The following is a 12,429-nucleotide window of genomic DNA, read 5'->3' as shown; positions in this document are numbered from 1 at the left end:
GGAGCCGACATGGGCATGACCGTCGTCGAAAAAATTCTCGCCCGCGCCGCGGGACTGGCTACCGTCAGCGTCGGGGACGTGGTGGAACCGAAAGTGGATCTCGCCATGTCCCACGAGAACGCTGCGCTGGTGATCAACCAATTCCAGGAAGTGTTCGAGGGCACCGGCCTGGAGCCCAAAATCTGGGATCCCTCGCGCATCGCCATCATCTTCGACCACCGGGTTCCGGCTGAATCTCCCAAGACGGCCACGAACCAGAAGAAAATCCGCGGGTTCGTGGCGGCCAACGGCATCGCGAAATTCCACGACATCCGCGGCGACGTGGGCGGCATCTGCCATCAGATCCTCCCGGAGTACGGCTACGTGCGTCCCGGCTTTGTGGTGGTGGGCACCGATTCCCACACCACGACCCACGGCGCCCTGGGGGCTTTCAGCTTCGGCATCGGCGCGACCGAAATGGCTTCCGTGTGGAGTCTGGGGTATGCGGTGAACATCGAGGTCCCGGCGACCATCAAAGTGGTGGTGACCGGTGAATTCCCCCCGTTCGTGGGGCCTAAGGACTTGATCCTGAACCTCATCGGCACCCTCACCGCCCAGGGCGCCAACTACAAGGTGCTGGAATTCCACGGCGAGACCATCCGGAAGATGGGCACCAGCGGCCGCATCGCCATCTGCAACATGAGCGTGGAGGCGGGCGCGACCTCCGGCATCGTTCCGGGGGATGAAGAAACCGTGCGCTACCTGCGGGATGAATCCGGCGTGCTGGAAGCCATTCCCTGCGTGGTTCCCGATGCCGATGCTGTATATGAACGCGTCGTTGAAATTGATGTGTCCCGGCTGGAGCCGCAAATCGCCTGCCCCCACACGGTGGACAACGTGAAACCGGTCCTTGACGTGGCTGGAACCAAGATCCAGCAGATCGTCATCGGCAGCTGCACCAACGGGCGCCTGGACGATCTGGCCGCCGCCGCCGATATCCTCCGGGGTAAGAAGGTGGCTGAGGGCACGCGGATGCTGGTGTTCCCGGCTTCGGGAAAAATCTTCGCGCAGGCCCTCGACAAGGGCTATCTGCACGATTTCATGAAGGCCGGGGCCGTGGTGATGAATTCCGGCTGCGGTCCCTGCCTGGGCGTCCACGAAGGGGCGCTGGGGGATGGCGAGACCGCCCTCAGCACCACCAACCGCAATTTCAAGGGCCGCATGGGCAATCCGAAATCCCAGGTCTATCTGTGCAGCCCCAGCGTTGCGGCCGCCTCGGCCATCACGGGTGTCATCACCGACCCGAGAAAAAACTGAAACCGCGAACCAGGAGCCCCCATGGCCAAGGTCATCATCAAGCTCGAAAATGACATCAGCACCGACGACATCTACCCGGGTCGCTACATGGCCACGGTGCTGCCCTCGGAAACGCCGCAGTTCGCTTTCGCCGACCGGACGGATTTCAATGCCTGCCTGCGAGCCAAAGAGTTTCCTGCGGGCAGCATCATCGTCGGCGGCGAAAACTTCGGTTGCGGGTCCAGCCGCGAGCAGGCCTGCTCGACCCTGAAGGGCTATGAGGTGGCCGTGGTGGCAAAGTCCATCGCGCGCATCTTCCTGCAGAACAGCATCAACCTGGGCCTGAAGGTGGTGCTTTGCCCTGGTATCGAAGCCAGCGAAGGCGACGACCTGCAGATCACCGAAGATCGGGTGCTCAATATGACCACCGGCCGGGCCTTCGACCAGGTGAAGCTCCCGGCCGCCCGCAAAGGCATCATGGATGCTGGAGGATTGATTCCCTACACGCGGAAGCTGCTGATGGCCCGGGCAGAGGGGTAGCCGAACAACCGCGGTTTGTGACATTGGGCAATTCCCTGGCGGGTCCTCTATCAAATTTCCGCCTGGGACCGATGTTTATACATGTCGGGGTTGTATGAAACCCGCGACAAAGCGCGGAGGTGCCTATGTACAACCTCCTTCTGATTCCAGCCATCGTGGTGGCGGCTCCCAGTACTGGCATTTCAGGGGCGGTGGAGGTCAGCCCTGGGACATTTGTCCTGAATGGGCCCATGACGACCGCGGTCATCGAGGAAATGAAAGCGGCGAAAATCACCCATGTCTTCAATCTTCGCGAGGACGGCGAGGCCGGCTTTGACGCGCAGGCCGAATGCTCCTCATTCAGCGAGTCCGGCATCAGTTACTGCCGCGTGGCCATGGGCCGGGCTCCAACCAAGGATGATTTCGACCTGTTCCGCATGGTGCGGAAGGATCTGCCCAAGGATTCCAGGGTCTTGATCCATTGCAGCAACGGCAACCGGGCGGCAGCGGCGGCTTGTGCCTATATGGTTCTGGACTTGAATATGGAAGCCGAGGAGGCGCTCGCCATGGCTAGGCAGGCAGGCATGGTCCGGCCGGAGACCGAGAAAGCCCTTCGCCGCTACCTGGCCCAAGCCAAGGCCTAGTCCCCTTCAAACCGCCATGATTCTTTCGTGGATGGCGGCGGCGGCGCGGCGGCCCTGGCCCATGGCTAGGATCACCGTGGCGCCGCCGGTGATGACATCGCCGCCGGCATAGACACCTGGAACGGTGGTTTCACCAGTCATTTCGTCCACCACCACAACGCCGCCCTTGAGGGTGCGCAGACCGGTTTCGGTGCGTGCCAGCAGAGGGTTCACCGCGAAGCCCAAGGCGACAATCAACGTGTCGCAGGGAATGGTGATGCGCTCATCGGTCATTTTTACACCGCGGCGCCCGTCAGGACCGGGCTCCGTGAGCTCCATGACGGCGCAGACCGCGTGGGTGAGCCAGCCTTTATCATCGCCGGTGAGCTGCACCGGCGTGGTGAGCCAGTGGAATTCGATGCCTTCTTCCTGCGCATGTTCCAGTTCCTCCACCCGGGCGGTGGATTCCTTGATGGTGCGGCGGTACACGACATGGACATGCTCCGCGCCCATGCGCCGGGCGGCTCGGGCCGCATCCATGGCGGTGTTGCCGCAGCCGACGATGATCACGTCCTTGCCCACGGTGACGGGCGTGGTGTGGGTGGGGAACAGGTCCGCGCGCATCAGGTTGATGCGGGTCAGAAATTCATTGGCGGTGTACACCCCTTTGAACTCCTCGCCCGGGATGCCCATCATGCTGGGCAGCCCCGCGCCGGTGCCCATGAACACGGCATCGTTCTCGTCCCGCAGTTCGGAGAGGGTAATGCTTCGTCCCACCAGCGTGTTCATGACGAATTTCACACCGATGCGCCGCAGCGTTCCCACTTCCTGGTCCACGATGGCATTGGGCAGGCGGAATTCGGGGATGCCGTAGAGCAGCACGCCGCCGGGTTTGTGGAAGGCGTCATAGACCGTGACCTGGTGGCCTTTCTTGGCCAGTTCTCCGGCGACCGTCAGGCCCGAGGGGCCCGCGCCGACCACCGCGACTTTCTTGCCGGTGGGCGGTTCGACCGGCGGCAGCTCGTCGGAACCCAGCATGGAATCCGCCGCGAAGCGCTCCAGGCGCCCGATGGAAACTGGCTTGCCCTTGATGCCCACCACGCACTTGATCTCGCACTGCTTCTCCTGGGGGCACACGCGGCCGCAGACGGAGCCCAGGCTTGAGGATTCCTTGATGATCCGCGCTGCGTCCTGGGGCGAGCCGTTGACGATCTCCTGAAGGAAGGCGGGGATGTTGATGCTGACGGGGCAGCCTTCAATGCAGGCGGGATGCTTGCACATGATGCAGCGGGCGGCTTCGAGCTGCGCCTGCTCAGCGCTCAGACCAAGGCTTACTTCATCAAAGTTGCACACGCGCATCTCGGGCGGCTGGCAGGCCATCTCCTGGCGCGGGATTTTCATCTTCTGGCTGGGTTTGATGGTCCGGAGATCCAGATTCCGCCAATCCAGTTCCGTCACCGGTTCGTTCAGCATGGACTCGTAATCCACGGGACCGCTGGCCGGCCTGCGGCCGATCTTGCATTCTTCCGGATCGCAGACGGTCTGCTCGGCATCCTTGTACCAGCTCTGCCGATTGCGCAGCATCTCGAAGTCCACTTTGTGGCCGTCGAAATCTGGACCGTCGAAGCAGGCGAATTTGGTCTCGCCGCCCACGGAGACGCGGCATCCGCCGCACATGCCGGTGCCGTCCACCATGAGCGCGTTGAGGCTCACCAGGGTGAAGATTCCCTTGGGTCTGGTGAGATCCGATACGGCCCGCATCATGGGCATGGGACCCACGGCAACGACTTCCGCGATGGGCTCACGTTCGATGATTTCCTTCAAGACATCAGTGACCAGGCCCTTTCGGCCCAGGGTGCCGTCGTCGGTGGTGATGATCAATTCGGAGCTGACCGCCCCCAGCTCCTCCGCCAGCAGCACCCGTTCCTCGGTGCGGCCGCCGAGGATCGTGATGACCCGCCTGCCTTCGGTGTGGAGCAGCTCCGCGGCCGGCAGGATGGCGGCGGATCCGTAGCCCCCGGCCATCAGAATGATGGTGCCTTCTTCCATCAGTTCGGTGGGCTTGCCCATGGGGCCCGCCACGGCGTAAAGGCGGTCTCCCGCGCTGAGGCGGCCCATGGCCTTGGTGGTGGCGCCGACCTCCACCATGATGAAGTGGATGTAGCCGCGCCGGGCATCGCCGCCGGCCAGGGTGAGGGGGATGCGCTCGCTCTCGGGGAAGGGCGCCACCATGAAGAATTGGCCGGGTTTCCGACCGCGGGCCACCATGGGCGCCTGCACGATGAAGGACCAGGTCTCCGGAGCCACCAGCTTTTTCTCCAGGATCAGATAGCCCTCGGCGGTTTCATCATCGGACCAGTACAGCGATTTGCCTTTCAGGAGGGGCAACATCAGGTGCTCCTCGGCCTCGATATGGTCGCGGATCAGGTCCACGAGCCGCTGCCCTAAGAGGACGGCCTGGTCCGCATGGGCCACCTGGCCGTCGACGATCTGGATCAGGAGCTGGAGCGTCATGTCCCACATCAGGCGGTGGTCTTCCTGGAGCCTGTCGTACAGGGCATCGGCCCCTATCTCCGCAAGGATCGGGAAGAGTTCCCGTTCCTCGGCTTCGTTGTGGGGGCGGAGCACTTCATAGATCCAGCGGGAGCCCTCATCCACGGCGTTCCAATCGCCCGCCACCAGGGCTTCGGCGAGATGGGTGAGGCGTTGTTGAGCTTCTTCGTGGGTGAGGTGCCAACTTTGAGATGGAAGCACCGCTTCGATTTCCGCCGATGAACCTGTGGGCATTTGTGCACTCCTGATCTCACCAGAATGAAGCCTGGGCGCCTGGGCCGCAGTCACGAAAGTTGGGTGGGCAGACAATTGTGGCGAGCATCACAGGGTAAATAGGATCTCTTCCCGGATTGTCGTGGGTAGGTTGCGTCTGTTGGCGGAGATGGCCGCGCTGGTCGGTCCGCGTGGCTTACCTGAAGTCAGGCAACATTTCCGCCTGATCTGTGCGGTTGATCACTGGCCAAAATGGCCAGGCGGACCCAAGTTGGAGCCGAAGGTTTGTCCGGGGACTTCCCGGGTTGGCTGTCGCTCCTATCGCCGGACCCTGAACGGATCCGGTCGCCCTTTTTTCCGGCCCAATCCCGCAGGGGCGGGAGAGCTGTCTTTCTCACCAAATCCAAAGGAGAACGCCATGTCCAAACATGCCGCCCTACTCATCCTCGCAGCCGCGCTGGCGCTCCCGGCCACGGCCCAGAAATCCGAAGTCAAAAAAGTCCCCGCCCGCTACACATCGCCAGCCTCCGGGGCCGAGATGTACATAGCCTACTGCGCCAGCTGCCACGGATCCAAGGGCCTGGGAAACGGTCCGGTCGCGGAGCACCTGAAGATTCCCGTGCCTGATCTGACCACCCTTTCGAAGCAGAACAAGGGCGCCTTCCCGTCGGTGCATGTGTCCCAGATCATCCGGGGCGAGGTGGGGGCCAGGACCCATGGCCTCCAGGACATGCCCGTGTGGGGACCTGTATTCCTCAACCTGAACAACCGGCAGGAGGCCGCGGTCCACATGCGCGTGTCCAATCTCTCGAAATACATCGAGAGCCTGCAGGTCAAGTGACCGGGCGGAGGCCGCCTAAGCCGCCGCGCTGAACGATCTGGCCATGAGGACGGCGGTCCGGCCCCTAGCCGGACCAGCGCTGGCGGCGCAGGAAGCTGGTGTACTTGCGGTCTGAATTCTTGATGTGGTTGATCAACCACCCTTTCAAGGAATTCAATAAAACCAGGGCGCTAAGATTGCCGGATTCGTAGTGCCTCAGAAACTCCGTGGCTTCCTGGATCAGATCCGAATGCTCCGCGAAGTGGGTCTCCGTGTCGGGGAAATTGAACTGGGTGAGGATGGATTCCTCATCCACAAAATGGTTCCGGGTTTCCTGGATGAGCTTGGCGAATACGGCCATGGAGAGCGTCCGGTCTCTCCGGACGACCATCGCCTCGTGGAGATCATTGATCCGAGCGGCCAATCGCTGGTGGGCCCGGTCGAATCTTGGGATGCCGACCGTGTATTCGTCCTCGATCCAGGGGAAGAAGGAGACTGGGGGCGGAGGCTTGGGCCCGGAGTTGAAGAACAAATGCACTGCTCCTTTTGGTAAATCTGCATCCAAAAGAGATGATCTCGTGGTTCCATTTTAAGCAAATCTTAATAATGACTGCTTGATTCGATCCCGGGATGCCCATGACCCTGAGCCGTGACTGCCGTAAAACTTGGACCATCGCCTTCCTCCTGGCCCTGCTTGGTTTTGGGGGCGGGGCCTGGGCAGCCTCCCCCGCGAAGGATGCCGCAGAGCTGCAACTGGCCCTGGACAAGCTCCAGGTGCTGGGAAGCGTGCTGTACATCGCAGCCCACCCCGATGATGAGAATACGTCTGCCCTGGCCTATTTTTCCAAAGGCCGGAAGCTCCGGTCCGCCTACCTCTCCATGACGAGGGGAGGGGGAGGCCAGGATCTGATCGGCCCCGAGCTGGGGGATTCCTTGGCGGCCATCCGCACCCAGGAACTCCTGGCGGCCCGCCGGGTGGATGGCGCCGAGCAATTTTTCACCCGCGCCGTGGATTTCGGGTACTCGAAGACGTCGAAAGAAACCCTTGAAGCCTGGGGGCATGAAGCCGTGCTTGCGGATGTGGTGTGGGTGGTCCGCAATTTCCGCCCGGATGTCATCATCACCCGCTTTACGCCCACGGCCGGAGGCCATGGCCACCACCTGTCCTCTGCGGTCCTGGCCCAGGAAGCCTTCAAGGCGGCGGCCGATCCGGAGCGCTTTCCCGAACAGTTGAAGTTCGTGAAGCCCTGGCAGGCCACCCGCATCGCCTGGAACAGTTTCCGGCCGCAGTTCGAGCAGGGGGCTCCCCTGCCGGCCAGCGCTTTGTCCGTGGATATCGGCGCCTTCGACCCGCTGCTCGGGATGTCCTACGCCGAGCTGGCGGCCGAGGGCCGAAGCATGCACCGCAGCCAGGGGTTCGGCGCCGTGGCGCAGCGGGGATCCAGCCTGCAGTACTTCGAAATAACTGCCGGCAAACCGGCCAGGCTCGATCTCTTCGAGGATGTGGAGCTGTCCTGGCGGCGCGTCGCCGGCGGCGACGAAGTGGGCGAGCTGTTGGCCCAGGCGAGGCGGTCCTTTCTGCCTGAACAACCCGCGAAGATCCTTCCGATGCTGCTCCAGGCCTTGGCGGCCATGGACCGGCTCCAACCCGATCCGTGGGTGGAGGTCAAACGAATCGAGCTTCTGGAAGCCATCCGGTGCGCGGCGGGAATCTGGGTGGAAGCCCTCGCCGACCGCCAGGCCGTGGCGCCCCTAGACAAAATCACCGTGGTGGCCTCCGTCCTCGCCCGGGCGGGAACCCCCGTCATGCTACGCGGCTTCGCGGTGCATCCATCCTTGGAGACCCGGGACCGGCCACGGCTGCTTCCCATCAACCAGGCCGTGAAGGAAACTTTTACCCTCACGATTCCAGACGGTGCGCCCTGCACGCAGCCCTACTGGCTCGGGGACGGAAGGCACTCCGCTTTGCACGCCGCGGGGTCCCACCAACTGGCCGGCTTGCCGGAGGGACCGCCCGCCCTGTCCGTGACCTTCCGATTGTTCGCGGAGGGCGTGCCTTTCGACCTCACGGTGCCCGTCCAATACCGATTCCGGGACCCGGTGCTGGGTGAGATCCATCAGCCTCTGGTGATCATGCCCGCAGCCATGGTGAACCTCGCGGATCAGGTGCAGGTCATGGGTGACCGGAACGCGCGGGAGATCAGCCTATCCATCGTCGCGGGAAGGTCCCAGGTGGCGGGCAGGATCCTGCTGCAGGCGCCCGCCGGATGGCGGGTTGAGCCCGCGGAGATCCCCTTCACCCTCGCCAAACCCTTGGACGAGCTCAAAGCCAGCGCGCGGATATCGGCGCCGGAGGCGCCCCAGACCGGGGAGCTGAAGGTGGCTTTGGAAATCGGCGGGCGGATCCAGCCAGCCCGCGGGCGCGTGGTGATCGACTACCCCCACATACCCCTTCAGACCCTCTTCCCGGGTGCGTCGGCCCGGCTCGTCAAATTGGATCTGCGCCACGACGGCCATCGCATCGGCTACATCATGGGCGCGGGGGATGAGATCCCCCAACGCCTCCGCCCGCTGGGTTTCGAGGTGGATCTGTTGTCGGACGAGGCCCTTGGCACCGCTGATCTCTCCCGGTACCACGCCATCGTGGTCGGGATCCGCGCCTTCAACACCCGGCCGCGTCTGGCTCAGCTCAATGCCCGGTTGCTGGACTATGTGGCCAAGGGCGGCACTGAAATCGTCCTCTACAATGTGAACGGGGCCTTCCCGGGCACCAATGCCGGATTGACGACGGATTCCATCGGCCCCTTCCCATTCAAAATCGGACGGGATCGCGTCACGGATGAATCCGCGCCTGTGAAATTCCTGGTTCCGGGCCACCCGGTGCTGAATGTGCCGAACAAGATCACGGCGGAGGACTTCCAAGGCTGGGTGCAGGAACGGGGCTTGTATTTCGCCGAAAGCTGGGACCCGAAGTACACGCCGATCCTGGCCATGGGCGATCCCGGGGAAAAGCCGCTGGAAGGCGCCCTGCTGGTGGCCGACCACGGTAAGGGGCATTTCGTGTACACCGGTCTGGCCTTTTTCCGCCAGCTTCCGGAAGGCGTCCCGGGAGCCTATCGGCTGTTCACGAACCTCCTCGCCCTGGGCTCGAACCATGATTGAGGCGGAGAAGCCTCCCCTCGATGAGGCTCCGCCGGTACTCGGGCGCTGGAGCCGTCTTTATGCCCTGGTGCTGATCGAACTGGCGCTTTGCATCCTGCTGTTCTATCTCTTCGAGCGGGTGTTTTCTTGAGCCGCCTGGACTGGGCGATCCTGGGCACCTCGCTGGCCTTCATCGTTCTGTACGGGTTATGGAAGGGGCGTGGCAGCAAGGATTCCGAGGGCTACATCCTGTCCAATCGGGATGCGCGCTGGTTCACCATCTGCCTTTCCATCATGGCCACCCAGGCCAGCGCCATCACCTTCCTGTCCACGCCGGGCCAGGCCTATGCCGATGGCATGCGCTTCATCCAGTTCTACCTGGGCCTGCCGCTGGCCATGGTCGTGCTTTCCATCACCGTGGTGCCCATCTTCCACCGCCTCAAGGTGTACACCGCCTACGAATACTTGGAAGGGCGCTTCGATCTGAAAACCCGCACCCTGGCCGCCACGCTGTTCCTGATCCAGCGGGGCCTGGCGGTGGGGCTGACGGTCTTCGCGCCGGCCCTGGTGCTGTCGGTGCTGCTGGGCTGGAACATCCACGTCAACATCGTGCTGGTGGGTGTGCTCGTGATGATCTACACCGTGACCGGCGGCACCCGCGCCGTGTCCTGGGCCCAGAGCTACCAGATGCTCATCATCACGGTCGGGATGCTGGTCGCCGGCGTGATGGTGATCCGGCAATTGCCTCCAGGGGTCACCTTCGGGGATGCCCTCCACGTGGCCGGGAGCGCCGGGCGCCTCAACACCATCGATTTCTCCTTCGATTTGACCAACCGCTACAACCTGTGGTCGGGCCTGATTGGAGGTTTCTTCCTGGCGCTCTCCTACTTCGGCACCGACCAATCCCAGGTGCAGCGTTACCTCACCGGCAGTTCGGTGACCCAGAGCCGGATGGGCCTGCTGGCCAATGGGCTTTTCAAGGTGCCCATGCAATTCCTCATCCTGCTGCTGGGTGCGCTGGTTTTCGTGTACTACCAGTTCGTGGCTCCGCCGGTGTTCTTCAATCCTGCGGCTGTCACTAAAGTCCTGGCCGGCCCCGAAGCAGGCGCCTACCGTGATGCGGAATCCGCCTATCGCCAGGCCTGCCAGGACCGAACGCTGAAGGTCCAGGCCTTTCTGGAAGCCCGCCATGGAGGGGATCCGGCCCGGGTGGAGGCATCCCGCCGGGAGTTGGACGCGGCCCAAGCCCAGGCTGCGTCCATCCGCACCGACGCCATCAAGGTGATCAAGCGGGCGGATCCATCGGCCAATCCCAACGACACGAACTACGTCTTCCTGTCCTATGTCCTGCACAGCCTTCCGGCGGGGCTGATCGGGCTGGTCCTGGCGGCGGTCTTCGCGGCGTCCATGTCCTCCATGTCCGCCGAGATCAATGCCCTGGGCGCGACGACGGTCGTGGATGTCTATCGGCGGCTATTCGGAGGAAGCGGCGGAAAGAAGGAAGTCTGGGTGGGACGGCTCGCGACCTTCGGTTGGGGCTGCTTCGCCATCGCCTTTGCCGAATATGCCAGCCGCCTGGGAACCCTGGTCGAGGCCGTCAACATCCTGGGATCCCTTTTCTATGGCACGATCCTGGGCATCTTCCTGGTGGCCTTCTACTTCAAAGGAGTCAAGGGAGGTGCGGCGTTCTACGCGGCATTGATCGCTGAAATCGGCGTACTGGCATGCTTCTTCTTCACTCGACTATCCTTCCTTTGGTACAACGTCGTGGGCTGCGTGCTGGTGGTGGGCTTCTCGCTCCTGTTCAATCTTTTCAGACCCAAGAGGGATGAAATTCCGGTTTCTGGTGGATGATGGGGACCGGATCCAGCCGGACAGGCAACTTCTGGAGGCCAGGCTGGATGGCATTTTCACCGTTCCATGAATAAGGAGGTCACATGAAAAAGAAAGCTCTAGCGCTGGCAGCTGGATTCGCGATGGCCTGTGCGGGTTTCGCGCAGCAGGCTCCACCCACTCCAACTCCCGCGGCAACCCCAGCTCCGGCACCCCGCGTGCAGCCCAGTCCCGCCGGGACCGCCGCGACCCAGGTTTCCGGAAAGTGGGTGGCAGAAAAGCCAGGCGCTGAACCGCGCTACAAGGATGGCAAGTGGATCACGGTCACCTACTCACGGCCGATCCTGAGGGGAAGGCAGGGGATTTTCGGCAGCGGCGCGGAGTATGGGAAAAAGGTCAATTCGGGTTCTCCCGTCTGGCGGGCAGGAGCCAACCAGACCACCCGATTCAAAACCGAAGCGCCTCTGGTCATTGGCGGGAAGACGGTCCCGGCGGGCGAGTACAGCCTCTTCATCGAGCTGAAAGAAGGCGCCTGGAATTTCATCCTGTCCACCCAGCCGCACCTCCAAAAGTACGACCCCAAGGACAAATCAGCGACCTGGGGCTCGGACAACTACGATCCCAAGTTCGATCTGGTGAAGACACCCATGAAGTTGGCCAAGTCGCCGGTCTCCTTCGACCAGTTCACCATTGGCTTCGTGAACATGACCCAAGCGGGCGGTTCGCTCACGTTGTGGTGGGACATGGAGATGGCCACGGTGGAGTTCAAAGTCGGGATGTAGGAGCAATGCACTCCGGGGGACCGCCTGCTCGCTTCGCTCAAGGCTGGCGGTAAGTCAGCGAATGATTGCCGACTGGAAATAGAAGTCGAGCATGGCGGTCAGCGGCGCGGCATTGCCCCGCAGTCGGCTACGAAGTGCCGCCCCCTCCCAGCAGTCCACCAGCAAACTTGCCATGTGCCGTGTATCGGAAGCGGCTGGGATGTCGCCTCTCATCCGAGCTTCTTCCAGGCAAACAGCGATCCGCTTGGCGATTTCAGAAAAGCATGCCTCGATCTTGTGCCGGAACACATCGCTCACGCCCGACAATTCCTGCCCGAGCCCGCCCAGCAGGCAGCCCATGTAACCCTCCTTCAGGTAGTTCTGCTGTGTCAACTCGAAGAAGCGGCGCACCCGATCGAGCGGGGGACTTTCCATGTCTCCGAGGCAAACGTCAAGACCTGCATGCGCGCCTTGCATGTACTGGTCGATGACTTGCAGCGCGAAGTCCTCTTTGTCCATGAAATGATGGTAAAAAGAACCCTTCGGAGTACTTGATGCCGTGAGCAGGGCCTGGATGCCCAGGTCGTGGTAGCCATGCTTCAGGAGCATGGCTATCCCCACATCGAGCAATCGCTGCTTGGTTGGATGCGTCATCTGCTTATTTTCCCCCAGGCCCTTGGTCCCGGGAAAG

General features: G+C 62.6%; 11 protein-coding genes. 8 read left to right on the top strand and 3 right to left on the bottom strand.

What is annotated here, in order from left to right; genetic code table 11:
- Positions 1-9 precede the first annotated feature (9 nt).
- The 3 genes from IPQ13_08395 (at position 10) to IPQ13_08385 (ending at position 2,438) form a co-directional block, all read left to right on the top strand.
- The gene (locus IPQ13_08395) at positions 10-1,296 is read left to right on the top strand and encodes a 3-isopropylmalate dehydratase large subunit (protein MBL0210911.1); all 1,287 of its coding nucleotides are present in this window, start codon (positions 10-12) and stop codon (positions 1,294-1,296) included.
- Between the two features lie 21 nt (positions 1,297-1,317).
- The gene (locus tag IPQ13_08390; GenBank protein MBL0210910.1) at positions 1,318-1,815 is read left to right on the top strand and encodes a 3-isopropylmalate dehydratase; all 498 of its coding nucleotides are present in this window, start codon (positions 1,318-1,320) and stop codon (positions 1,813-1,815) included.
- 125 nt (positions 1,816-1,940) lie between these two features.
- Positions 1,941-2,438 (top strand): dual specificity protein phosphatase family protein, encoded by a 498-nt coding sequence (locus tag IPQ13_08385; GenBank protein MBL0210909.1) that lies wholly within the window; start codon positions 1,941-1,943, stop codon positions 2,436-2,438.
- A gap of 6 nt (positions 2,439-2,444) precedes the next feature.
- On the opposite strand, the gene gltA is transcribed toward IPQ13_08385, so the two are convergent.
- Entirely contained in the window at positions 2,445-5,204 is a 2,760-nt protein-coding gene (gene gltA / locus IPQ13_08380; protein ID MBL0210908.1) for an NADPH-dependent glutamate synthase, read from the bottom strand.
- Positions 5,205-5,601: 397 nt separating this feature from the next.
- On the opposite strand from gltA, the gene IPQ13_08375 reads away from it, so the two are divergent.
- Positions 5,602-6,024, top strand: a complete 423-nt coding sequence (locus tag IPQ13_08375; protein MBL0210907.1) for a c-type cytochrome — start codon at positions 5,602-5,604, stop codon at positions 6,022-6,024.
- A 64-nt stretch (positions 6,025-6,088) separates the two neighbouring features.
- Here IPQ13_08375 and IPQ13_08370 read toward each other — a convergent pair whose 3' ends face one another.
- Positions 6,089-6,541 (bottom strand): hemerythrin family protein, encoded by a 453-nt coding sequence (locus IPQ13_08370; protein MBL0210906.1) that lies wholly within the window; start codon positions 6,539-6,541, stop codon positions 6,089-6,091.
- Between the two features lie 92 nt (positions 6,542-6,633).
- On the opposite strand from IPQ13_08370, the gene IPQ13_08365 reads away from it, so the two are divergent.
- The 4 genes from IPQ13_08365 to IPQ13_08350 all read left to right on the top strand — a co-directional run bounded on the left by IPQ13_08365 (position 6,634) and on the right by IPQ13_08350 (position 11,759).
- Positions 6,634-9,165, top strand: coding sequence for a PIG-L family deacetylase (locus IPQ13_08365; GenBank protein MBL0210905.1), 2,532 nt, complete (start codon positions 6,634-6,636; stop codon positions 9,163-9,165).
- Positions 9,158-9,295 carry a hypothetical protein gene (locus tag IPQ13_08360; protein ID MBL0210904.1) on the top strand — a complete coding sequence of 46 codons (138 nt, stop codon included), beginning with the start codon at positions 9,158-9,160 and terminating at the stop codon, positions 9,293-9,295. The genes IPQ13_08365 and IPQ13_08360 overlap by 8 nt, the downstream gene beginning before the upstream one ends.
- A complete protein-coding gene (locus tag IPQ13_08355; protein ID MBL0210903.1) occupies positions 9,292-10,998 on the top strand; it encodes a sodium:solute symporter in 1,707 nt (568 codons plus the stop codon). Before IPQ13_08360 ends, IPQ13_08355 begins: the two co-directional genes overlap by 4 nt.
- 83 nt (positions 10,999-11,081) lie before the next feature.
- Positions 11,082-11,759, top strand: a complete 678-nt coding sequence (locus IPQ13_08350) for a DUF2911 domain-containing protein (GenBank protein ID MBL0210902.1) — start codon at positions 11,082-11,084, stop codon at positions 11,757-11,759.
- A gap of 54 nt (positions 11,760-11,813) precedes the next feature.
- Here the strand turns inward: IPQ13_08350 and IPQ13_08345 are convergent, their stop codons facing one another.
- The gene (locus IPQ13_08345) at positions 11,814-12,392 is read right to left on the bottom strand and encodes a TetR family transcriptional regulator C-terminal domain-containing protein (GenBank protein MBL0210901.1); all 579 of its coding nucleotides are present in this window, start codon (positions 12,390-12,392) and stop codon (positions 11,814-11,816) included.
- Positions 12,393-12,429: the final 37 nt, after the last annotated feature.

The sequence above is a fragment of the Holophagaceae bacterium genome (assembly GCA_016720465.1).
Lineage (GTDB): Bacteria > Acidobacteriota > Holophagae > Holophagales > Holophagaceae > JANXPB01.
Note: the sequence above shows the minus strand (reverse complement) of the source record. Positions and strands in the feature narration are given on the sequence as shown.

Bases quoted from the DNA above. Each gene is read 5' to 3' on its own strand.
- IPQ13_08395 (MBL0210911.1), top strand. From the start codon at position 10: ATGGGCATGACCGTCGTCGAAAAAATTCTCGCCCGCGCCGCGGGACTG.
- IPQ13_08390 (MBL0210910.1), top strand. From the start codon at position 1,318: ATGGCCAAGGTCATCATCAAGCTCGAAAATGACATCAGCACCGACGAC.
- IPQ13_08385 (MBL0210909.1), top strand. From the start codon at position 1,941: ATGTACAACCTCCTTCTGATTCCAGCCATCGTGGTGGCGGCTCCCAGT.
- gltA (MBL0210908.1), bottom strand. From the start codon at position 5,204: ATGCCCACAGGTTCATCGGCGGAAATCGAAGCGGTGCTTCCATCTCAA.
- IPQ13_08375 (MBL0210907.1), top strand. From the start codon at position 5,602: ATGTCCAAACATGCCGCCCTACTCATCCTCGCAGCCGCGCTGGCGCTC.
- IPQ13_08365 (MBL0210905.1), top strand. From the start codon at position 6,634: ATGCCCATGACCCTGAGCCGTGACTGCCGTAAAACTTGGACCATCGCC.
- IPQ13_08360 (MBL0210904.1), top strand. From the start codon at position 9,158: ATGATTGAGGCGGAGAAGCCTCCCCTCGATGAGGCTCCGCCGGTACTC.
- IPQ13_08350 (MBL0210902.1), top strand. From the start codon at position 11,082: ATGAAAAAGAAAGCTCTAGCGCTGGCAGCTGGATTCGCGATGGCCTGT.
- IPQ13_08345 (MBL0210901.1), bottom strand. From the start codon at position 12,392: ATGACGCATCCAACCAAGCAGCGATTGCTCGATGTGGGGATAGCCATG.